The organism is Asticcacaulis excentricus CB 48 (assembly GCF_000175215.2).
Lineage (GTDB): Bacteria > Pseudomonadota > Alphaproteobacteria > Caulobacterales > Caulobacteraceae > Asticcacaulis > Asticcacaulis excentricus.
Genome location: NC_014817.1, coordinates 841,430 through 861,844, shown reverse-complemented (window position 1 = coordinate 861,844; position 20,415 = coordinate 841,430). Strand labels below are relative to the sequence as shown.

The 20,415-nt window shown below is 61.6% G+C and carries 19 protein-coding genes and 3 tRNA genes; 14 read left to right on the top strand and 8 right to left on the bottom strand.

Annotation, left to right across the window (positions count from 1 at the left end):
• Window positions 1–5: 5 nt before the first annotated feature.
• A complete protein-coding gene (locus tag ASTEX_RS15670) occupies window positions 6–1,544 on the bottom strand; it encodes an exopolysaccharide biosynthesis polyprenyl glycosylphosphotransferase (protein ID WP_144004789.1) in 1,539 nt (512 codons plus the stop codon).
• Between the two features lie 248 nt (window positions 1,545–1,792).
• On the opposite strand from ASTEX_RS15670, the gene ASTEX_RS15665 reads away from it, so the two are divergent.
• From ASTEX_RS15665 to ASTEX_RS15655, 3 genes are all read left to right on the top strand, one after another.
• Window positions 1,793–1,884: transfer RNA gene (locus ASTEX_RS15665), tRNA-Ser, on the top strand.
• A 555-nt stretch (window positions 1,885–2,439) separates the two neighbouring features.
• Entirely contained in the window at window positions 2,440–3,432 is a 993-nt protein-coding gene (locus ASTEX_RS15660; RefSeq protein ID WP_013480610.1) for an LLM class flavin-dependent oxidoreductase, read from the top strand.
• Between the two features lie 170 nt (window positions 3,433–3,602).
• Window positions 3,603–3,956 carry a VOC family protein gene (locus ASTEX_RS15655; RefSeq protein WP_013480609.1) on the top strand — a complete coding sequence of 118 codons (354 nt, stop codon included), beginning with the start codon at window positions 3,603–3,605 and terminating at the stop codon, window positions 3,954–3,956.
• Window positions 3,957–4,098: 142 nt separating this feature from the next.
• On the opposite strand, the gene ASTEX_RS15650 is transcribed toward ASTEX_RS15655, so the two are convergent.
• From ASTEX_RS15650 to ASTEX_RS15635, 4 genes are all read right to left on the bottom strand, one after another.
• The gene (locus ASTEX_RS15650) at window positions 4,099–4,287 is read right to left on the bottom strand and encodes a Thivi_2564 family membrane protein (RefSeq protein ID WP_013480608.1); all 189 of its coding nucleotides are present in this window, start codon (window positions 4,285–4,287) and stop codon (window positions 4,099–4,101) included.
• 186 nt (window positions 4,288–4,473) lie between these two features.
• Window positions 4,474–6,597 (bottom strand): EAL domain-containing protein, encoded by a 2,124-nt coding sequence (locus ASTEX_RS15645; RefSeq protein ID WP_013480607.1) that lies wholly within the window; start codon window positions 6,595–6,597, stop codon window positions 4,474–4,476.
• Window positions 6,598–6,794: 197 nt separating this feature from the next.
• Entirely contained in the window at window positions 6,795–7,421 is a 627-nt protein-coding gene (locus tag ASTEX_RS15640) for a histidine phosphatase family protein (RefSeq protein ID WP_013480606.1), read from the bottom strand.
• Between the two features lie 159 nt (window positions 7,422–7,580).
• The gene (locus tag ASTEX_RS15635) at window positions 7,581–8,012 is read right to left on the bottom strand and encodes an HIT family protein (RefSeq protein WP_013480605.1); all 432 of its coding nucleotides are present in this window, start codon (window positions 8,010–8,012) and stop codon (window positions 7,581–7,583) included.
• Window positions 8,013–8,094: 82 nt separating this feature from the next.
• Between ASTEX_RS15635 and crcB the strand changes: the two genes are divergently transcribed.
• From crcB to ASTEX_RS15615, 4 genes are all read left to right on the top strand, one after another.
• Complete coding sequence (crcB, locus tag ASTEX_RS15630) at window positions 8,095–8,475, top strand: fluoride efflux transporter CrcB (protein ID WP_013480604.1); 381 nt, start codon at window positions 8,095–8,097, stop codon at window positions 8,473–8,475.
• Window positions 8,472–9,479, top strand: coding sequence for an RluA family pseudouridine synthase (locus ASTEX_RS15625; RefSeq protein WP_013480603.1), 1,008 nt, complete (start codon window positions 8,472–8,474; stop codon window positions 9,477–9,479). Before crcB ends, ASTEX_RS15625 begins: the two co-directional genes overlap by 4 nt.
• 1 nt (window position 9,480) lies before the next feature.
• On the top strand, window positions 9,481–10,149 hold the full coding sequence (locus tag ASTEX_RS15620) for an HAD-IA family hydrolase (protein WP_013480602.1): 669 nt from the start codon (window positions 9,481–9,483) through the stop codon (window positions 10,147–10,149).
• Window positions 10,150–10,268: 119 nt separating this feature from the next.
• Complete coding sequence (locus ASTEX_RS15615; protein ID WP_013480601.1) at window positions 10,269–11,012, top strand: ATP12 family chaperone protein; 744 nt, start codon at window positions 10,269–10,271, stop codon at window positions 11,010–11,012.
• Window positions 11,013–11,371: 359 nt separating this feature from the next.
• Here ASTEX_RS15615 and ASTEX_RS15610 read toward each other — a convergent pair whose 3' ends face one another.
• Window positions 11,372–12,520: a GNAT family N-acetyltransferase gene (locus ASTEX_RS15610; RefSeq protein ID WP_013480600.1), complete on the bottom strand. Its 1,149-nt coding sequence runs from the start codon at window positions 12,518–12,520 to the stop codon at window positions 11,372–11,374.
• 123 nt (window positions 12,521–12,643) lie between these two features.
• Entirely contained in the window at window positions 12,644–13,111 is a 468-nt protein-coding gene (locus ASTEX_RS15605) for a RidA family protein (protein ID WP_013480599.1), read from the bottom strand.
• 302 nt (window positions 13,112–13,413) lie between these two features.
• On the opposite strand from ASTEX_RS15605, the gene ASTEX_RS15600 reads away from it, so the two are divergent.
• The 4 genes from ASTEX_RS15600 to ASTEX_RS15585 all read left to right on the top strand — a co-directional run bounded on the left by ASTEX_RS15600 (window position 13,414) and on the right by ASTEX_RS15585 (window position 16,938).
• Window positions 13,414–13,782 carry a response regulator gene (locus ASTEX_RS15600; RefSeq protein WP_013480598.1) on the top strand — a complete coding sequence of 123 codons (369 nt, stop codon included), beginning with the start codon at window positions 13,414–13,416 and terminating at the stop codon, window positions 13,780–13,782.
• Between the two features lie 6 nt (window positions 13,783–13,788).
• Window positions 13,789–15,153, top strand: coding sequence for a PleD family two-component system response regulator (locus tag ASTEX_RS15595; protein WP_013480597.1), 1,365 nt, complete (start codon window positions 13,789–13,791; stop codon window positions 15,151–15,153).
• 105 nt (window positions 15,154–15,258) lie between these two features.
• Window positions 15,259–15,333, top strand: a tRNA-Asn gene (locus tag ASTEX_RS15590).
• A gap of 291 nt (window positions 15,334–15,624) precedes the next feature.
• On the top strand, window positions 15,625–16,938 hold the full coding sequence (locus ASTEX_RS15585; RefSeq protein ID WP_013480596.1) for a methyl-accepting chemotaxis protein: 1,314 nt from the start codon (window positions 15,625–15,627) through the stop codon (window positions 16,936–16,938).
• 19 nt (window positions 16,939–16,957) lie between these two features.
• On the opposite strand, the gene ASTEX_RS15580 is transcribed toward ASTEX_RS15585, so the two are convergent.
• Window positions 16,958–17,031: transfer RNA gene (locus ASTEX_RS15580), tRNA-Cys, on the bottom strand.
• Between the two features lie 262 nt (window positions 17,032–17,293).
• Between ASTEX_RS15580 and ASTEX_RS15575 the strand changes: the two genes are divergently transcribed.
• The 3 genes from ASTEX_RS15575 (at window position 17,294) to ASTEX_RS15565 (ending at window position 20,388) form a co-directional block, all read left to right on the top strand.
• Window positions 17,294–17,923, top strand: a complete 630-nt coding sequence (locus ASTEX_RS15575; RefSeq protein ID WP_013480595.1) for a protein-L-isoaspartate O-methyltransferase family protein — start codon at window positions 17,294–17,296, stop codon at window positions 17,921–17,923.
• A 228-nt stretch (window positions 17,924–18,151) separates the two neighbouring features.
• Window positions 18,152–19,594, top strand: a complete 1,443-nt coding sequence (locus ASTEX_RS15570; RefSeq protein ID WP_013480594.1) for a TolC family outer membrane protein — start codon at window positions 18,152–18,154, stop codon at window positions 19,592–19,594.
• A gap of 242 nt (window positions 19,595–19,836) precedes the next feature.
• The gene (locus ASTEX_RS15565; protein ID WP_013480593.1) at window positions 19,837–20,388 is read left to right on the top strand and encodes a DUF2497 domain-containing protein; all 552 of its coding nucleotides are present in this window, start codon (window positions 19,837–19,839) and stop codon (window positions 20,386–20,388) included.
• Window positions 20,389–20,415: the final 27 nt, after the last annotated feature.

Genomic DNA, 20,415 nt, shown 5'->3' with positions numbered 1-20,415 from the left:
CGGCCTTACCGGACGGCGTGGCGGTCGCCAAGGATGCAGGGCACCGTCATGGCCATGATGTACAGGTCGAACCAGAAGGACTGGCGTTCGATATAGTCGATATCCAGTTGCACGCGGCGGCGCACGTCTTCGGCGTTTTCCAGCGCGCCGCGCGAACCCTTGATGGCGGCCCAGCCGGTCATGCCGGGCTTTATGCGGTGCCGCCAGGCGTATTCCGCCACCAGCTTGGCCGAATTGGCGTCCCCGGTCTTCATGCCGATGGCGTGCGGACGCGGCCCGACCAGAGACATGTCGCCCCGCAAAACGTTGAACAGTTGCGGCAGCTCATCGAGGCTGGTCTTGCGGATAAAGCGCCCGACGCGGGTAACGCGGTCGTCGTCGCGCGACACCTGACGTGCGGCGGTCGGGTCAGCGGCTTCGGTACGCATGGAGCGGAACTTCCACACATTGATGACTTCGTTGTTCATGCCGTGGCGGCGCTGACGGAAGAAGATGGGGCCGGGGCTGTCCAGCTTGATCAGCACAGCGACCACTACCATCACCGGGGCGAAGATCAGCAAGGCGAGGGTGCCGATCACGACGTCCTGAAGCCGTTTGTGCAGGGTGCGGTGCGTGTCCGAAGGCCCGACGCCATTGGCGCTCAGGCTTTGTTCCGACAGGCGGTCCAGAGCGGTCTTGCGTCCGGCCTCGCTATCAACATCGACCAGCAGCGACACGGCATTAGGCAAGAGGCTGAGGCGACGGATCAGGCCTTCGACGCGGGCGCGTGCTGACGGATCGACGGCGACGACCACCCGATCAACATAGGGCGTAATCTTGTGCGACAAAAGCGCCTCGGTATCGCCCAGTACCGGCACGCCGCAGACGTCTCCGGGGGCGCGCGACAGACGGTCGTCGAAAATGCCCAGAATATTGACATCGCGCCGTTCCAGCGCCGCCTCGATCAGGATTTTGGCGTCGCGCGTGGCGCCGACAATGACGATATTGGGTGTCAGTAAGCCTTTGCGCCGCCAACGGGCCACCAGCCCAAATGAGGCGCCGTGCAGCGACCCCAGACCCAGCCACACCCCAACGGCCCACAGGCCAAAGACAGGGATCAGCAGATCGGCGCGGCCACTGAGGCCCGCCGTCCCAAATCCGGCGATCAGGCTGAGCGTCACGGCGGCCAGCACGCGCAACAGGTGCCCGCTCAGGCGCTCCTGACGACGATAAACATAAAGATCGAAGCTCTTGAGGCTCCAGCACAGGCTGACGGCGGCGACCAGCAGCGGCAGGATGTCGGCAGCCAGTGCCTCTTGCCAGCCCTGCGATGACAGGCCTTGCGCCACAAACAGGCTGACGCCCGCGATCAGCAGCAGGTCGCTGAAACGGAAGAGATAGGCATAGGCCTCATTGGCGCGGCGTTCACGCAGCGGCACCAGACGCTCAGGGCGAAACGGCCCGCGACGATGATCCGCCGCGGCTTCGGCTGTGCGGCCCTGGCTCAAACCCTGAACGCGCAAGGCCGTCTCGCCCGTGACCCGGTCAGGGGTGGTGGGGGGCATAAGCGTTTCGGCGGGGGCGCCTGTGCGTGCGTCTGTCATGACCGTTTGGGGTGTCCTTTGGGGATCATCTGAGGCGGTTTCGCCGACACCCTGCCACAGGGCGTTTAGATAACCGTTAACGCAAGCCCTTTTTCCATAAGGCAAATCGTGATTTTAGCCTGATACGACGATGTTCACACTTTTCCGGAGGGGGGCTTGGATTGCCCGTTGCCATTTGGGACAAGTCAGGCTAAGTGAACCCTTAGTGCGGAGACGTGGCCGAGAGGCTGAAGGCACTCGTTTGCTAAATGAGCGTACCCCTAAAAGGGTACCATGGGTTCGAATCCCATCGTCTCCGCCATCAAACAAAAAGACCGGCCCCTTTGGGCCGGTCTTTTTGTTTGATCGACGAGATGGGGACTTGAACCCATCCATAATGGGGTTCGAAAACCGGAGCGAAGCGTAGGTTTCGGCGGAGCGCAGCGCAGCCAATCCCATCGTCATCTCTCCCCAAACGCCAATTCACCCGGCGTCAATGACGTCGGGTGAACGGGTTGGTTTTATTTGAGAGGGCTATGCCTGAGCGAACCCTGATAACTGACGTTTATGTCAATTATGTCCCCAGAATTCACTGGCGATGACCGAGAAGACGACGGCTGCGCCGTAAAGGCCGATGCCGGCCACGATGAGAGTTATCATTACGCTGTTCCACTTGCCTGTACTTTCTTATTATTTTGACAGTGCTGTCATAAGTTGCGCGGGCCGTCCAGAGGGCTCGCCTCAGAGGCTAGTCATTTTTTTGTTACATGGTGCAGGCGTTTTATGTCGGCCGCGACATACGACTCACCATCACGGCCTCTGGTAATCGTAACCGGATCGCCTACATAAGCCCTCAGCAAACTCTATGAGGCTTTATATGGTCCCCTTTTCCATTCTGGATTTGTCGCAGGTCGGGGAGGGGAGCCGCGTCGCCGACGCCTTTGCCAATACGGCGCGCATGGCGCGTCAGGCTGAGGCGCTGGGTTATCATCGCTACTGGCTGGCGGAGCATCACGGGATGCCGGGCGTGGCGTCTTCGGCGACGGCGGTAGCGATTGCGCATGTCGGGCACCATACCTCGACCATTCGCATCGGTTCGGGCGGCATTATGCTGCCCAATCATGCGCCGCTGGTGATCGCTGAACAGTTCGGCACGCTGGAGGCGCTGTTTCCGGGGCGGGTCGATCTGGGGCTGGGGCGTGCGCCGGGTACGGATATGCGGACGGCGCGGGCGCTGCGGCGGCATATGGACAGCGGCGTGGACAGTTTCCCCTATGATGTGGCGGAGCTGCGCCGGCTGATGGACGATCCGGATGGCTCAGAGCCGATACTGGCCGTGCCGGGCTATGGCGCCAAGGTGCCGATATGGGTCCTGGGGTCGAGCACCTATGGCGCGCAACTGGCGGCGCAGATGGGCCTGCCCTATGCCTTTGCCTCGCACTTTGCGCCGGATTTGCTGCATCAGGCGCTGCGTCTCTATCGCCAGCAGTACCGGCCCTCGGTCGATCATCCGCACCCGAAGGCCATGGTCGGCATTATGGGCGTGGCTGCCGATACAGATGAGGAGGCACAGTATCTGTTCACCTCTATGCGACAGGCCTTTGCGGCGCTGCGGCGCAATGAGCGCAAGCCCTTCCCGGCTCCGGTGCGCGGGCTCCAGCTCAGCCCCGAAGAGACACAGATGGTCGAACACATGCTGCAATATGCGGTGGTCGGCTCGCCTCAGACCATAGAGCGTAAGCTGGAAAACTTTCTGGCGGCGACTGAGGCGGATGAACTGATCATCTCCATGCCCATCCATGATGTCGAGGCGCGCCTGCGCTCGGTCGAGATTTTCAGCCAGTTGCCACTGATGCAGCGGGTGGCTTAGCTTGTCTGCCGCGGGCTAGCCTGTTACGGCTTAAGGGTTGGAGCAGAATGATGTCTAAAATCATTCTGCTCAAGCCGCCATTGAGGCGGCGGCCAAGGTGGCGCAGCCACCGCCCGGCGAGGGGCTAAACAAAATCTGGATCATCATAACGATCCAGAGCGGAGGCGGCTATGGGTGTGACGGGAATCGGCGGTTTCTTCTTCCGGGCCAAGGATCCGAAGGCCCTGGCGGCGTGGTATGCCGAGCATCTGGGCGTCGGAGCCGGGCCCTATGGCCATTGGGACACTCAGGCCGGGCCGAGCGTCTTTTCGCCCTTTGCGGCGGATACCGACTATTTCGCGGCAGATCGTCAGTGGATGCTCAATCTGCGCGCCGAAGGGCTGGATGATTTGTGTGCGGCTCTGCGGGCGGCGGGGATTGAGGTGATCACTCAGGCGGACTGGGATATGCCGGGGGTGGGGCGTTTTGCGCGTATCCACGATCCGGAGGGCAATGCGATCGAGTTGTGGGAACCGGCGGGTTAGGGGGCCGGGGCTTACCCCTCCGTCTCGTTGCTGACGCGCCGATCCACCTCCCCATGGAATGGGGAGGAGAATAGAGCGCAGCCGGAACCTTCTGCTCCCGTTACGGGTGCAGGGTCCGCGACCCTGCTTTTAGGCATGAGGCTTAACCCACGCGGATATTGCTGAGCGAGCCCAGCAGGCCAAACACCTGAAGCAGCCAGATGACCACGCCGATGACCACGACGGCATTGAGGATGTTTTTGATCTTGGGGTCCATCGGGATGTAGGTGTTAACCAGCCACAGGAGCACACCGACGACGATCAGGACAGCAACCAGAGACAGAAGGGACATGCGGGTTTCCTTTTCAGCGCGAGGGTTAGTTCCCTCAGTATGGAAACATCATGTCTGCGTGCGGCTCAGGTTTGAATGTCCGCTTCTCGGCGGAAAATAAAGACGTTATATCAAGGGTCATTGAAAATGACTTTTGGTATGCCCTCGTGATGGTCTCATGTCACAGATACATGTGAAGCCGTAATCTCAGGCGACCTTCACGGCGGCATAGGCTTCGATGGCGGCGGCGGGGCGGCCGATCAGATAGCCTTGCGCCTCGCGGCAGTTCATGGCTTTCAGCGCTTCCATCTGGGCTTCGGTTTCGACCCCTTCGGCGGTGATGTGCACGCCCAGCGCCTCGGCCATGTCGGAGATGGCGCGGATGATCGACAGGGCGTTCTGATCGTGCGGCAGGTCGCGTACGAAGGACTGATCGATCTTGATCTTGTCGAAGGGGAAGGCGCGCAGATAGCTCAGAGAAGAATAGCCGGTGCCGAAATCGTCCATGGCGATACGCACGCCCATGTCGCGCACCGTATTGAGGATTTTGAGATTGTGCTTTTCGTCGGCCAGCAGCACGCTTTCGGTGATTTCCAGCTCCAGACGGCGCGGGTCGAGGCCACTGGCTTTCAGGGCGTCCTTGACCAGCCGCGGCAGGGAGCCGTCACGGAATTGCAGCGGTGAGATGTTGACGGCGATGCGCCACGGCGTGGGCCATTGCGCCGCCTGACGGCAGGCTTCGCGCAGCACCCAGTCGCCGATAGGGCCGATCAGGCCGCTGTCTTCGGCCACCGGGATGAACTCGCCCGGCGAGACCATGCCGCGGTGCGGGTGATGCCAGCGCAGGAGCGCCTCAAACGACACCACTTCGCCGCTATCGAGATTGAGCAGGGGCTGAAAATGTAGCTGGAATTGCTGCTCGCTCAGGGCCGTGCGTAGTTCGTGCTCCATTTCGAGGCGCTGCTGCACCACGGCGTCCATTTCGGCGTGATAGAAGCACCAGCCGTTGCGGCCTTCGGACTTGACGCGATAGAGGGCCAGATCGGCGCGCGACAGCAGGTTATTGGCGTCGGCGGCGTCTTCGGGGGCGAGCGCAATACCGACACTGACCCCGGCTTCGAGGCGGATGCCGTTGATATCGAACGGCGATTTCATGACCTCAATGACGCGCTCTGCCAGACAGCGGGCGTCTTCGGGGCGCTCGATATTCTGGATGATGGCAAATTCGTCGCCGCCCATGCGCGCGATGAAGTCGCCCTTGCGCACGCATAGCCGCAGGCGCTCACCCACCTGCCGCAGCAGGGCGTCACCCGCCAAATGGCCAAAGGAATCGTTGACCGTCTTGAAGCGGTCGAGGTCCAGACAGTGCAGGGCGAGGTGGTGGCCGTGACGCTGTACGCGGCTGAGGGCCTGCTCGATCTCGTGGGTATAGAGGGTGCGGTTGCCCAGCCCGGTCAGCGGATCATAGTGCGCCAGTTGTGCGATGCGCGCCTCGGCGGCCTTCTGTTCGGTCAGGTCGATGCCCAGCGTCAGTATGCTGTCGGGTGCACCGTCCGGGCCGCGCAGGACGGTCTTTTTGAGCTGCACCGTGCGCTGGCGCACGCCATTATAGATGGCCTCCTCTTCGATCATCACCGCTTCGCCGCTGGCCAGAACGCGACGATCGGAGCGCGTGAAGGTGTCGGCCTGCTCGGCCGGGAAGATGTCGTGGCTGGTCTTGCCCACCACGTCGCTACGCTTGACGCCCAGCATGTCCTCGCCAGCGGGATTGATCAGCTTAACGCGCGAATGGGCGTCCTTGACCAGCACCATGGCCGGAATATTGTCGATAATGGTGTTGAGGAAGGACTGATGCCGCTCCGACTCAGCGCTGAGGCGGATCAGGTCGCTGACCATTTCGCGCTGTTGCAGCAGACTGTCCTGAAGGTCGTCATTCATCGCCTTCAGGATCGACAAGGTGGTGCCGACCCCGGCATAGGCCCCGTCGCGCGTGACGATAAAGCCGCGCAGCAGCTCCGAGGCGCGTTCGGCCAGCGTCGCCTGCATGAAGTCGCGCAGCGGGGTTTCCGCTTCGACGGTCAGCGGGCAGGTGTCCATCATCGTGGTCACCGACTTGTTGCCGAACAGGGCGCGACCGTACTCAGACGCCATTTTAAGGTTGAAACTGTGGCGTTCGATGAGGCCCAAGACGCGACCACACGTATCGACTACGGCCAGCACCAGCAGGTCCGAATTGTCGCGGAAGCTATCGTAGATTTGCGAATTGGTCGTCTGCGGAAAGACGGGGTCTACGGTGTCCGTGATGTCCGAAACGTGTGCTGCTTTCTGCATAACCGAGGTCCAGCTTGTCATAAAAACTTCACAAAACCCAACGCTTGCGCCTTCTGTGCGCGTTTTGTCAGATAATAGACAAGGTGTCTGAATTTCGGTTTAACAGGTGAAAAAATATACTTGGTATATACTTATGTCCGTTCACAGATGAAACGCGACTATTGTGACGGCGTTTCGAACATTGTTACGAATTTGGTTCAGATGCGGCCCATGGTCGTCGGGCCTTTGAAGAAGGCCCCGTGCAGCGGCTGATTGTCCGGGTCGAGGCCGGTCATGGCCCATCCTTCCCCCTGACGCGCATAGCGCACCGGGCAGGCATTGGGGCTGGAATACATCTCCCCCAGATAGACGCGGGCGATGGCGCGGAAGGGGATGCCGTGACAGACGAAGAGGGGGATGGCCTCGCCTGAGGTGTGATCTTCGACCGAGGCGCGTACGCGCTCGATGACGGCGGGCAGGCGCTCGGCATTGTGCGGATAGTGCTTGCCGTCGATATCGAGATCGGGGTTCATGTGCGCCAGCATCTCACGCCGGTGGTCTTCGACCTCATCAATCGTCAGGCCTTCAAAAATGCCGAAATGCCGCTCAGTAAGGCGTCCGTCGGTGATGACCGGCAAATCCAGCGCCCGCCCGACGATATTGGCGGTCTCATAGGCGCGGATCAGCGGGCTGGCGAAAATACGCGTGATGCCCTGATCGGCCAGAAAGCGGGCGGCGACGCGCGCCTGCTCACGCCCGGTGTCATTGAGCGGGATGTCGGTCGAACCCTGAAGCCGCATCTGGGCGTTCCAGTCCGTTTGACCATGGCGAAGAACGAAGAACATCAGCGTGCGTATCCGTTTTCCTGGGTTTTGTCCCGTTGCTGCGCTGCCGGGACGGGCCAGTCCGTCTGACCATGGCGAAGAACGAAGAACATCAGCGTGCGTATCCGTAAGTTTGGCCCCTCTCACCGTGAACGGGGACAGGGTTGGGGTGAGGGGCGATTACAGCTTCGCCTTGATACGCGCCGCCATGTCCTGAAGATCTTTCAGATCGGCCATCTGACCCGACGCATGGTGCTTGATCGCGCCATTGGCGTAGCAGGGGATGATGTGGAAATGCAGGTGGAACACCGTCTGTCCGCCCACCTCGCCATTGAACTGCGCGATACGCACGCCTTCCGGTTCCAGTGCGTCGCGCACGGCGCGGCCGATGCGCTGCGTGTGGTGGATCAGGTTTTGCAGATGCTCTGACGAAATGTCGAACAGGTTGCGCGCCGCCACCTTGGGGATGACCAGCGTATGGCCTCGGGTTTGCGGGAAGGCGTCCATGAAGCTCAGGACCCGCGCGTCCTCATAGACCTTGGCGCAGGGGATGTCTCCGGCCAGAATCTTCGCGAAGATGTTCTTGGGATCGTAGTCCCCGTACAGGCTCATGGCATGGTCCCTTGCTGGTATTTGTCCGGTCTCATCCTTAAAACACTATGATTTGAGGGCCAAGAGGGGTATGAGGCCTGAAATGTCTAATTTGTTACTGGTCATGATCGGTGGAGCCTTAGGCTCTGCGGCGCGCTATGGACTGGCCCGTCTGTGGCCGGCGGCGGCCATGCCGTTTGGCTGGCCCATCGGTACGTTTGCGGCCAACCTGCTGGGTGGGCTCATGATGGGGCTTCTGGCCGGTTGGTTGCTGGCCAAGGGGGGCGATGAGCGCCTGAGGCTTCTGCTGGGCGTCGGCGTTCTGGGCGGGTTTACGACCTTTTCCACCTATTCGCTGGAAGTGGTACATATGCTGGAGCGGCGAGACTACGGGCTGGCGGGGCTTTATGCCGTGTCTTCTGCTGCGCTGGCGATTTTGGCCGTCATGATCGGTCTGTTTGTGTTTCGGAAAGTGGCCGGATGAGTAGGGAAGTGAAGATCCTGTATGTCGCCGAGGGCGAAGACGGGGTGCGTATCGACAAGTTTTTCAAGCGGCGCTGGCCGCACCTCAACCATATTCAGCTCAACAAGCTGCTGCGGTCGGGGCAGGTGCGCGTCGATGGCGCACGCGCCAAGGCCGACACCCGGCTGAGCACCGGTCAGAGCGTGCGCGTGCCGCCGCTGCCCGACGCGCCGTCCGAGGAACAGCAGAAGCGTGAACGCGCCGAGCTGAGCCCGCAGGAGGTGCGCTACGCCAAGTCGCTGGTCCTCTATGAGGACGAGGATGTTATCGCCATCAACAAGCCGTCGGGTCTGGCGGTGCAGGGCGGCACCAAGACGAAAAACCATATCGACCGGCTGTTGTCGGCCTGGGGCGAGGGGCTGGAGCGGCCGCGTCTGGTCCACCGTCTCGACCGTGACACGTCGGGTGTGCTGCTGCTGGGCAAGTCGCCCTCGGCGGCAGCGCGTCTGGCCGGGGCCTTTGCCAAGCGCAAGGCCTATAAGACCTACTGGGCGCTGGTCGCCGGAACGCCGGACCCCAAGGAGGGCGTGATCGACGTGCCTCTGGTCAAGAAGGGCATCAATGACCGCGAAATGGTTATGCCGGCGGACCCGAAGGAGCCGGGTGCCGAAGCGGCCGAAACCGAATACGTGACTATTTCGCGCGCCGCGCACCGTCTGGCGTGGATGGCGCTGCGCCCCCATACGGGCCGCACGCACCAGCTGCGCGCCCACATGCAGGCCATCGGTCACTGCATCCTAGGCGATCCCAAGTACAAGGATGAAAAATCCATAGCCCTGTCAGAGGGTTTGGGGCTGCAATTGCACCACCGGCGCATCGAAATCCCGCACCCGACGCACGGCACGCTGATCGTCGAAGCGCCGCTCGATCCGGTCATTCAGGCCGGGTTCGACCGTTACGGCTTCGATGAGCACGAGGCCAGCCCCGAACCCTTCCGCAAAGCCACCCGCGCCTCCAGAAGGTAAGATGAGACTCGCTGTATTCGATGTCGATGGCACCCTGATCGACAGCCGCGCTTCGATTCATCGTGCGGCGGTCGAGGCGGCCAAGGTGCTGAACCTCACCCCGCCCACCTATGATGAGGTGCGCGCCATAGTCGGCATGTCGCTGTTCGAAGCCTTGCAGGCCATGCGCCCGGACCTCGACCCCGAAACCGTGGCCGCCTATACGCGTGAGTTTCAGAACGCTTTTCTGACTTTTCATGCTGATCCGGACTTTACTGAGGCCCTGTATCTGGGGGCGCAGGAGACGCTGGAGCGGCTGAAAAACGATAACTGGCTGATCGGTATGGCGACGGGCAATTCGCGGCGCGGCGTGACGCGCATCGTCGAAAAGCACGGTTGGGGCGACCTGTTTGACGTCACCTTCTGCGCCGATGACGGCCCGTCCAAGCCGCATCCGCACATGCTTCAATGCAATCTGACGGCGCTGGGCGTCGGTACGCATCAGGCGGTGATGATTGGCGACGCGACGCACGATATGCGCATGGCGCGTTCGGCACAGGTGCAGGCCATTGGCGTGTCGTGGGGCTTCCACACGGTCGATGAGCTTGAGGCCGCCGGCGCGCACCACATTGTCCACGATTTCAGCGAACTGGGCGCGGTTCTTGACCGGTTTGTGCCGGAGTTGATTTAATCTAGTTCTACTCCCCCGACTTTTCGGGGGAGGTGGATTTGACGCCGCTCAGGCGTCAAAGACGGAGGGGGGCTTTGCGCGCGTTGAACCAGCCGGGGAGGTATACAGGAGAGCTATGCATGACCTACAAGGCCGAAGCGCCATCAAAGCGCAGTGATCAGATCGGCGCAAAGCCGAAACGCTTCTGGAAGACCGTCGAGATCAAGGCCGACGGACCGGGCTATGGCGTGACGCTGGATGGCCGTGCGGTGAAAACGCCGAAGGGGGCCACGCTGGTGCTGCCCAATTTCGCGCTGGCGGCGCTGGTTGGGCGTGAATGGGAAGCGGTCGAAGAGACGGTCGATTTCACCGCCATGCCCCTGACGCGGCTGGGGTTTGCGGCGCTCGACCACATGGACAGCGGCCTTGAGGCGGCATTGGCCGAAGCGGCGCGCTTTGCCGAAACCGATCTCGTCTGCTACCCGTCCGACTATCCGCAAGCCCTGATTGCCCGCGAACAGGCGGCCTGGGGGCCGGTCATCGACTGGCTGAGACGCGAGCTGTCGCTTGAATTTGTGCCGCAGACCTCGATCATGGCGCGCGGTCAGCCGGTGGCGACGATCGAAGGCGTTAAAACGCTTCTGACCACGGCCTCGGTCTATGTGCGGGCCGGTCTGATGGCGGCCATTCCGTTGCTGGGTTCGGTGGCTCTGGCTCTGGCGCTATACAAGGGCCGTTTGAGCGCTGAAGAGGCCTTTGCCGCCTCGCGCGTCGGCGAAACCTTCCAGAAAGAAACCTGGGGCGAGGACGCCGAGGCGCTCAAACGTGAGGCCGCCATGCGTCACGACCTGACTCATCTGGAGGCGTGGTTTAGAGGGGTGTAGGCGTTTACGGCTCGTTTTTCGCGCCTCACACGAAGCGTTACAAATCTTAATTTCAAATGTGACGACAAGGGTCTTGTTCGCAGGTGCAAAAAGTGCTATTGACAGCGCTGTCATAACTTTTTTGTGTGTGAGGACTGACAATGGAAAAGCTGATCGAACGCTTTATGAATGCGCTTCTGGCCCTGGGTTTCGCCCCCGGCTCGGCGTCGAACTAAAGAGAGTACCCTTATGAAATTCCTGGTAAATTTTGCGTCGCAACTGGTTGTCGCTTGGGCCCGTGCCCACCGCCTGCCGATCGCCTGATCGTCTGCGACACGCCTATCTAAAAAACACCGCCGGTCTCCCCATCGGCGGTTTTTTCATGTCTGATCGCGTGCCTTAAAAGGCGACAGTTCCGCCGCGTACTCGGTCATCTGGGCTGCGACGGCCGCGCGTTCCTGCGCCAGATAGCGGGCCACAGGCTCACGCAGGGCGCGGTCGCGGATATGGTGGGCGGAATAGACGGGGTGGGGCAGGTAGCCGCGCGAAATCTTGTGCTCGCCCTGCGTGCCGGCCTCGACGCGGCTTAGCCCGTGCGCGATGGCGTAGTCGATGGCCTGATAATAGCAGACTTCGAAATGCAGGAAGGGCACATCGACCCGGGCCCCCCACTGACGGCCATAGAGGGTGTCACCGCCGCGGTAATTGATGGCCCCGGCCACCGGCTGAGCGCCGTCATAGGCGAACACCAGTACGATTTGGTCGCGCATCCGCTCGGTAATCACCGAAAAGAAGTCACGCGTCAGATAGGGTGAGCCCCATTTGCGGTCGTAGGTATCCTCGATAAAGGCGTGCAGATGATCGAGATGCGCCTCCGTGATGTCACGGCCGCTATGGATTTTCAGGCTCAGGGCGGCCTGCACATCGCGGCGTTCGCGGCGGATAACCTTGCGCCGGTTGGCCGACAGGGCGGCGAGGAAATCGTCAAAGCTCTGATAGCCATCATTGGTCCACCAGAATTGCTGATCCTGCCGCAAAAGCAGGCCTTCTTCGCCCATCAGCGCCCATTCGTCCGGCGTGGGGAAGTTGAGGTGGAACGACGACAGGCCGTTGGTATCACAAAGCTGCACCGCCGTGCGGATCAAAGCCGCGCGCACCTCGGGTTCGGGCGACAACAGCCGCGTCCCCGTCACCGGCGTGAAGGGCGAAGCGGACAGCAGTTTGGGGTAATAGCGCCCGCCCGCGCGTTCATAGGCCTGCGCCCAGCTATGGTCGAAGACGTATTCTCCCATCGAATGGTATTTGAGATAGAGCGGCATCACGCCGCGGATCGTGCCCGCCTCATCGCTCAGGCTGAGGTGATGCGGCACCCAGCCACTGTCTTCGCCGACGCAGCCCGTTTGTTCGAGGGATTCGAGAAAGGCGTGGCTGTTGAAGGGGTTGCCGTCGCCCTTTAACCCGTCCCAGACGGCGGGGTCGATCTCACTGATCGAGCGGTGCAGGTCAGCGGTCAGGGCGGGCACGGGCATGACCCCAATCTAGGGCGTCTGGAGGCGTATGCAAGAAAGTTAAACCACGAACGGCACGAACATCACGAACAAGATGATTTAACACAGAGTTCGTGGGGTTCGTGCCGTTCGTGGTTGAATCGGTTAACGACGATCCGCCACTTCGATCACGGCATCGACTTCGACGGCAAAGCCCAGCGGAATCTTGTACACGCCGACGGCCGAGCGGGCGTGCTTGCCGGCTTCGCCCAGTACCTCGACCATCAGGTTCGAGCAGCCATTGACCACCTGCGGCACGTCATAAAAGTCCGGACCGGCCTGCACGAAGGCCCCCAGCTTGACCACACGCACCACATTATCGAGGTCACCCACGGCGGCCTTCATCTGGGCCAGCAGGTTGATGCCGCAAACGCGCGCCGCTTCGGTGGCGTCTTCCAGCGAGACATCCACGCCGACCGTGCCCTTGTAACGGCCAGTGTTATCGTTGGAAATCTGACCCGAAATGTGGATCAGGTTGCCGCTGCGCACGAATGGCACATAGTTGGCGACGGGGGCGGCCGGGACGGGCAGGGTGATCCCCAGTTCCTGGAGGCGGGCTTCGATCTTCGACATGGATTCGGTCTCCTGCAAATAATACCAACGGTCGAAGATGCTGACCGCATCCGGCCGTTGAAGACACGAGACTGTCTCATACGTGTCAGTGAGATGAGACATTCTCGAATGGCATACCAAGAGTCATTTTCAATGACCCTTGGTATAAGGCCCCGCTTATAGGCATTCCGGCGCGAGGCGTCGATACGGCCATTTACACTTTGTTTCCATCCCCTTCACCTCGGCTTAAGACAGTTCGGGTAGGGTGTGGCCCAGTGACACGCGGTGCCGCGAATCGCGACCCCCACACGGAATACAGGCTTATGAGCGCGAAAAAGGTTCTCATTGTTGAGGACAACGAACTGAATATGAAGCTGTTTCATGATCTGCTCGATGCGCAGGGCTATGAGACGCTGCAAACCGGTGAGGGGCTGTCGGCCCTGTCGCTGGCGCGCAAGCACCGTCCGGACCTGATTCTGATGGATATTCAGTTGCCGGAAATTTCCGGCCTTGAAGTCACCAAGTGGCTCAAGGAAGACGATGAGCTGTCGCACATTCCGGTTGTGGCCGTGACCGCCTTTGCCATGAAGGGCGATGAGGAGCGTATCCGCGAAGGCGGCTGCGAGGCCTATATCTCAAAGCCCATCTCCGTTTCGCACTTCCTCGATACCGTTCGCCGCTATCTGGGGTAGGGCGCAATGACAGCCAAGGTTCTGGTCGTTGATGATATTCCGGCCAATGTCCGCCTGCTACAGGCCAAGTTGGAGGCCGACTATTACGACGTGGTGACCGCCCATTCGGGGCAGGAAGCCATCGAGACGGCCATTATTGAACAGCCAGATATCATCCTGCTGGATGTCATGATGCCGGGCGTCGATGGCTATGAGGTGACGCGCCAGCTCAAAGAACTGGCCGAAACGCGGCACATCCCCATTATTCTGGTCACGGCGCTGGACGGGCGTGACGACCGCCTGTCCGGGCTTGAGGCCGGGGCGGATGACTTTCTGACCAAGCCGCTGGATGACGTGATCCTGTTTGCGCGGCTGAAGGCGCTGGTGCGGCTCAAGCACCTGTCCGACGAACTGCGTCAGCGCGAACAGTCGTCGCGCCGCATGGGCCTGATCGACGCTAACCAGTTGCACCGTCAGATGACGGCGCCAGGCAATGTGCTGATTCTCGATGATCAGGTGCGTCAGGCCGAACGCCTGATGGTGGCGCTGGGTGAACAGCATCGCTGCGCCTACGAAACCGATCCGAAGGCGGCGCTGAAAATCGCTCTGGGCCGTGTGGACCTGCTGGTGCTGAACCTGGCGGCGCGTGACTTCGATCCGCTGCGCTTTGTGGCGCATCTGCGCTCGTCCGAACTGACGCGGCAGTTACCGGTGCTGGGCCTGTTCAATCCCGATGAACGCCCGACCCTGCTCAAGGGGCTGGAACTGGGCGTCAGCGACGTGTTGCCGCGACCGGTGGATATTCAGGAGCTGTTGGCGCGGGCGCGGGGGCAGATCCGCCGCAAGCGCTATGCCGACTTCCTGCGCGCCAGTCTCGACCGCTCGCTGGAGCTGGCCGTGACCGATCCGCTGACGGGACTGAACAATCGCCGCTTTATGGATTTGCAACTGACGCAACTGATGCGCCGGCATCTGAAAACCGATGACCCGGTGTCGCTGCTGCTGCTCGATATCGACCACTTCAAGCGCGTCAATGACGGCTTTGGCCACGATGCCGGTGACGAGGTGCTCAAAGAGTTTGCCCGCCGCGTCAGCCAGAACGTGCGGGCCATCGACATGCCCTGCCGTCTGGGGGGCGAAGAGTTCGTGGTGCTGATGCCCGACACGCCCGCCGACGCGGCGCAGACCATTGCCGAGCGCGTGCGTCAGGCCGTAGCCGAAGCGCCTTTCAGCCTGCCTGACGGCCGCACCCTGGATGTCACCGTGTCGGTCGGAGTGTCGTCCCTGCTGGGGCTTGGCGACACGCTGGAAGCTTTTATCAAGCGCGCCGATGAAGCCGTCTATGAGGCCAAGCAGTCGGGCCGCAACCGCGTGATCCTGCGCGCCGCCTGATGTGCCGTGATCGCTATTTGCGCAATCTCGTGGATAAATTTCAGCTTTAGGCTTGCCATCGTCCCCCAAGCCTTGCTATAGGCCGCCTCCTCGCTGGTGAAACATTCCTCGGTAGCTCAGCGGTAGAGCAATCGACTGTTAATCGATTGGTCGCAGGTTCGAATCCTGCCCGGGGAGCCAGCTACAAAGACAAGGCCCTGCCGCTCCGCGCGCAGGGCCTTCTTTATTGTATCGCGCCCTGTTCAACCCAAAGAAAAACCCGGCCAGAAGACCGGGTTGAAAAGTTTGGTGATGGTGGGTGTCTTCAAAAAAGCAAAGACAGGCTGAGTTGACCCGATTTGCCTTAATGAAGGGTTAATATAAAGACTCGCGTTACGCCGATTTCGGCGGTTTTTGCGTCCGTTGCAACGGCTTGTTAACCGCTATCCGCTTGCATGGCGACATCTCTCTTTTTCGTTGAAAGATGCCGCCGTGACCCTGCCGCCCATCAAGGCCCGTATCCGGGGCCTCTTCGCCCTGTTCCTTCTTCTGCTGGCTTCGCTGACCGCTGTGGCACTGGGGCACGAGGGGGCGGTGATCAGCGGCCTTCAGGCGACGCTGGCCACGGCCCCGCAAAGCGAGGCGCAGTTGCGCCCGTTGCTGGCGGCGGCGGAAACCTTCCGGGCCGGTATCTGGGTTGTGGCGATTGGAGTCGGTCTGGCCGGGCTGGTGGCCATTGTCTATTTTGACCGTGAGGTGTTCAGCGCGCTGGAGCGCATGAGCCGCCTGATGTCGCGCTTTGCCGAGCGCGACTTTGAAGCCGAGGTCGAGGGAGCGCAGCGTTCGGACGAAATCGGTGCCATGGCGCGGGCCTTACAAATCTTCCGGGGCAATGGCCGCGCCCTGATCGCGCTGGAGGCGGAAAACGCCCGCCGTGCCGAGGTGCTGGCGCAGGAGCGTCAAAAGGCGCTTCAGGAGATGGGAGAGCGCCTGCATGCGCAGGTCTCGGCCCTGATCGTCGGGTTGAGCCGCTCATCCGAAGCCATGACCGACTCCGCCGAAACCATGAGCGAACAGGCCAAGGGGGCCGTTTCGCGCATTGAAAACGTCACCGCCACGGCCGAGGCCACCTCGCGGCAGGCGCATCACGTTGCGGAAACCGTGCAGGGCCTGTCAAGCAGCGCCTCAGACATTGCTCAGGCCGCTGTCGCCTCGTCCGAAGTGTCGGCGCAGGCCGTGGGCCAAAGCGAGGCGACCTCCGAGATCATGGGCCGCCTGAACCGCAGTGCTGAGGAAATCAGCGCCGTCGTGGACATTATTTCCGGGATCGCGCGTCAGACCAATCTGCTGGCGCTCAATGCTACCATCGAAGCGGCGCGCGCCGGTGAGGCGGGGGCAGGCTTTGCCGTCGTGGCCTCGGAGGTCAAGACGCTGGCGCAACAGACCGAAAAGGCCACCCGCGACATCACGGACAAGGTGACGCACATCCAGTCGGACACCACGCAGGCCGTAGAGGCCATCGGCCACATCGTCGGCGTCATTCAGGAACTGCGCGCCTCGGCCGACGGCATTGCCGAAGCGGTCAGTGCCCAGCAATCGGCTACGCGAGATATTGCCAGCACGGTGGATGCCCTGGCCTCGGGGGCGCAGAGCGTCGGCCGCGACATCGACGCGGTGCGCCACGTCGCCGCCGCTACCGATCAGGCGGCGGGCACCGTCTCGCTCGAATCCCGCTCGGTGCAGGCCGTGGCCGGTGATTTGAAAGGGCAGATCGAAGCCTTCATTCAGTCCCTGCGCGCGGCGTAGTTCAATTTTTGGGGAGATTTGGAGGCCTGACCCGGAGTCGAACCGGGCTACACGGATTTGCAATCCGCTGCGTAACCGCTCCGCCATCAGGCCTCACTAAAATAGCGGTAGGCTCAGCTATCAGATCGGCCCTGCGGCTGCAATGGGATTGTCACGGTTTATATACAGAATTTTTGAATTTGGGATCGCAAGGGTTGCGCAGGGCTTGCGGTCAGCGTGCCCCGACCGTGAACGCTGTCACTTTTCCTGAAAAATGCAAAACGGGGGTGTGCGGTGCATTGAAGCGCGCCTTGCAAACGCCTATAAGCGCAGGATAAGGACACGACTCCTGTAGTGTATTTGCTTCGAGGCTCAGATGGATTACTTCGCCGCCCGTCAGAACATGGTTGAATCTCAGGTGCGGGTGAACGACGTCACCGATCCCGCGCTGCAAAAGGCCATGCGTCATATTGAGCGCGAGCGTCTGGTCGCGCCGGGGCAGGGCTTTGCCGCCTATGGTGATGTTGAGCCGCAGATCGCGCCGGGCCGCGCCCTGATGCTGCCGCGCGACCTCGCCAAGCTGTTGCACGGGCTTAAGCCCGTCGCCGGTCAAAAGGTGCTGGCCATCGGCGCGCCCTATGCCGCCGCTGTGCTCAAGCACGCCGGTCTCGATGTCACGGTTCAGGAAGCCGATGCCCGCGTTCAGACCGTGGTCGAACCCTATCTGAAGGCGCTGGGCATCTCTCTGGTGGTGCAGGACCTCAAGACCCCCGTCGCCGGTGAATACGACATCATCGTCAGCGAAGGTGCGGTTGAGGAAGTCCCTGCCGAATGGTTCGCCGCGCTGAAACTGCATGGCCGCCTGGGTGTGGTGGTGCGCAGCGGCGCTTTGGGCGAGGCTCGTGTCTATACCCGCCTTCAGGCTGGTGTGTCCGAAGCCTTTGTGTTTAATGCGGCGACCGCCGTGCTGCCCGGCTTCACCAAGGCCCCGGCCTTCGTGTTTTAAGTCGAAACGGCGATCTGATCACCGATCCAAAGGGGCTGCGGCATTACACCGCGGCCCTTTTTTGGGTCTGCACCGCAAAGAAATGCGTAGGTGAAAAAACCGTAACTCGCCAAAGCCTCTGGCTTCTGGCAGTGTGTTCGCCAGTTCAAAGGCAGCAACGCATCGCAATGCGGGGTCGAAAGGCCGCCGGGCGGGGGGTGGCGCTGCCCTTACCAAGGGAATCATTTGATGCTAAAGCTTTCGTCCAAGCCTGCCGGTGGCCGTAAGGGACTGCGTGCGTACCTGCTGGCCGGTTTGACGGTGTCGGCTCTGACGCTGGGGGCGGGTTCGGCCTTCGCGGAATCGCTGACCGACGCCATTACCCTGGCCTATGCCAATAACCCGACCCTGCAACGGGCCCGCGCTCAGCAGCGTTCCACGGATGAGACCTATGTGCAGGCGCGTTCCGGTCTGGGGCCCACGCTCAGCGCCGGGGCCAGCGTGGACTATAGCGACGTGCCGACGGGCGTGGCCGGTCGCTCCTCGACGGGCCTGAACCTGTCGGCCAATCAGACCCTGTTCGCCTCGGGCGGCCTGTCGTCGGGCGTCAAGGCGGCTGAGGCCGATGTCAATGCCGGTCGCGAAGACCTGCGCGCCGTTGAGGCTCAGGTCCTGAGCGACGTCATCAGCGTCTATACCGCTGTGCGCCGCGATCAGGAGGCCCTGCGCATTGGCGAAGAAAATTATAATGTGCTTAAGCGCCAGCTGGATGAGACCAAGGCCCGCTTCGAAGCCGGTGAACTGACGCGTACCGATGTGGCGCAGTCCGAAGCCCGTCTGGCCGCTTCGTCAGCGTCGCTGGCGCAAGCCCGCGCCCAACTCGACAGTAGCCGCGCGCAATACGTGGCCATTGTCGGTCAGACCCCCACCGCGCTCGATCCTGTGCCAGGTTTGCCCAACCTGCCCGTCACGTTTGACGCCGCGTTGGATCGCGCCGAAGCCAACAACCCGTCCTTAAGCGCCGCCAAGTGGGCCGAAGCCGCCGCCCGCGCCCGCGTGTCGCTGGCCAAGTCGGGTCTGGGCCCGCGTGTCACCCTGGGGGCCGGTTACGCAACCAGCGCGCCGACCAGTGATTTCAAGGATCTGGACAAGCGCGACGCGGCCACGGCCACCCTGCGCTTCACCATGCCGCTGTTTAGCGCAGGCTATAATTCGTCGCGCCTGCGTCAGGCCACCGAAGGCTATACGGCGCAGAAGATCAGCGTCGAGCTGGCCCGCCGCAATGTGGTGCAGAACGTTTCGACCGCCTGGGCCAATATGGCCGCCGCCCGCACGGCGACTCAGGCCAATCAGGAGCAGGTGCGCGCCGCCACCGTGGCGGCCGAAGGCGTCAAGTACGAGCAACAGGTGGGCTTACGCACCAATATCGAAGTGCTGAATGCCGAGCAGGAACTGCGTCAGGCGCAACTGGCGCTGATCAATGCCCAGCGTGCCGAATACGTCGCTGCCTCTCAGGTGTTGGCGGTCATGGGCGACCTCGAAGCCCGCACCCTGATGCCGCAGGCTGAAATCTACGATCCGGCTAAAAACTTTGACGCGGTCAAGAACAAGGGCGCGACGCCTCTGGAGCCGGTGGCGCGTGTGCTGGACGGGCTTGCCGATTCGTCGGGTGAGATCGTAAAAACGCGCTAAGAACCGTACAGGTTCAGAGCCAATGCGGGCGGGAGGGTTCAGACCTTTCCGCCCTTTGTTTTGCCGTTGGGCTTCAAATTTTGTTAACCCTGTTGGCCGCACACTTATCCTGATGATTCCGACAGGCGGGGAACGAGCCTGTCAGGCGAAAATAGGGCGCATAAAGATCGCTTAACAGTTGCCAAAAACCCCTGAGCCGTGTCTTTATGGCACAGACTATCCTTTTCGAGTGATTCACCGACATGTCCGAAACCGCCCACGAACCCACGATGGAGGAAATCCTCGCCTCGATCCGCCGGATCATTTCCGAGGACGATGCGCCGGAAGAAAAGGCGAAGCCTGCGCCTGAGCCCGAAGTCGTCGCGGCTGAGCCTGAACCCGAGGTCGCCTTTGACGAACCGGAAGATGAGCCGGAAGTCGAAGAGGAAGACGTGCTGGAGCTGACGACACCGGTGGCGACGCCTAAGCCGGCTGTGTCGATCGGCGATATTGACGCCTTTGATCCGGAACCGGTCGCTGTGGCCCCCAAGCCCGCGCCGAAGCCCGCTCCGCGCGTCGATTACGACGCCACGTCGCACCTCGTGTCCGAGCGTACGGTGCAGAGCGCCGTGTCTGCCTTTGGTCAGTTGACCAGCGCCAGCCTGCTGCCGCGCGAAGGCCGTACCATCGAAGACCTGCTGAGCGAAATCCTGCGTCCGATGCTGCAAGACTGGCTGGACGGCAACCTGTCGGCCATCGTCGAAACGGCGGTGCGTGAGGAAGTCGAGCGTCTGGCCCGCCAGGCGCGCCGTTAAGCGCAAAACGCTTTTTTACCTGTTACC

What these genes read in the sequence shown, in the direction of transcription:
- ASTEX_RS15595 (WP_013480597.1), top strand. Translation starts at nt 13,789, where the DNA reads ATGACAGCCAAGGTTCTGGTCGTTGATGATATTCCGGCCAATGTCCGC.
- ASTEX_RS15575 (WP_013480595.1), top strand. Translation starts at nt 17,294, where the DNA reads ATGGATTACTTCGCCGCCCGTCAGAACATGGTTGAATCTCAGGTGCGG.
- ASTEX_RS15570 (WP_013480594.1), top strand. Translation starts at nt 18,152, where the DNA reads ATGCTAAAGCTTTCGTCCAAGCCTGCCGGTGGCCGTAAGGGACTGCGT.
- ASTEX_RS15670 (WP_144004789.1), bottom strand. Translation starts at nt 1,544, where the DNA reads ATGCCCCCCACCACCCCTGACCGGGTCACGGGCGAGACGGCCTTGCGC.
- ASTEX_RS15600 (WP_013480598.1), top strand. Translation starts at nt 13,414, where the DNA reads ATGAGCGCGAAAAAGGTTCTCATTGTTGAGGACAACGAACTGAATATG.
- ASTEX_RS15660 (WP_013480610.1), top strand. Translation starts at nt 2,440, where the DNA reads ATGGTCCCCTTTTCCATTCTGGATTTGTCGCAGGTCGGGGAGGGGAGC.
- ASTEX_RS15635 (WP_013480605.1), bottom strand. Translation starts at nt 8,012, where the DNA reads ATGAGCCTGTACGGGGACTACGATCCCAAGAACATCTTCGCGAAGATT.
- ASTEX_RS15610 (WP_013480600.1), bottom strand. Translation starts at nt 12,520, where the DNA reads ATGCCCGTGCCCGCCCTGACCGCTGACCTGCACCGCTCGATCAGTGAG.
- ASTEX_RS15620 (WP_013480602.1), top strand. Translation starts at nt 9,481, where the DNA reads ATGAGACTCGCTGTATTCGATGTCGATGGCACCCTGATCGACAGCCGC.
- ASTEX_RS15625 (WP_013480603.1), top strand. Translation starts at nt 8,472, where the DNA reads ATGAGTAGGGAAGTGAAGATCCTGTATGTCGCCGAGGGCGAAGACGGG.
- ASTEX_RS15640 (WP_013480606.1), bottom strand. Translation starts at nt 7,421, where the DNA reads ATGTTCTTCGTTCTTCGCCATGGTCAAACGGACTGGAACGCCCAGATG.
- ASTEX_RS15645 (WP_013480607.1), bottom strand. Translation starts at nt 6,597, where the DNA reads ATGCAGAAAGCAGCACACGTTTCGGACATCACGGACACCGTAGACCCC.
- ASTEX_RS15615 (WP_013480601.1), top strand. Translation starts at nt 10,269, where the DNA reads ATGACCTACAAGGCCGAAGCGCCATCAAAGCGCAGTGATCAGATCGGC.
- ASTEX_RS15655 (WP_013480609.1), top strand. Translation starts at nt 3,603, where the DNA reads ATGGGTGTGACGGGAATCGGCGGTTTCTTCTTCCGGGCCAAGGATCCG.
- ASTEX_RS15650 (WP_013480608.1), bottom strand. Translation starts at nt 4,287, where the DNA reads ATGTCCCTTCTGTCTCTGGTTGCTGTCCTGATCGTCGTCGGTGTGCTC.
- crcB (WP_013480604.1), top strand. Translation starts at nt 8,095, where the DNA reads ATGTCTAATTTGTTACTGGTCATGATCGGTGGAGCCTTAGGCTCTGCG.
- ASTEX_RS15565 (WP_013480593.1), top strand. Translation starts at nt 19,837, where the DNA reads ATGTCCGAAACCGCCCACGAACCCACGATGGAGGAAATCCTCGCCTCG.
- ASTEX_RS15605 (WP_013480599.1), bottom strand. Translation starts at nt 13,111, where the DNA reads ATGTCGAAGATCGAAGCCCGCCTCCAGGAACTGGGGATCACCCTGCCC.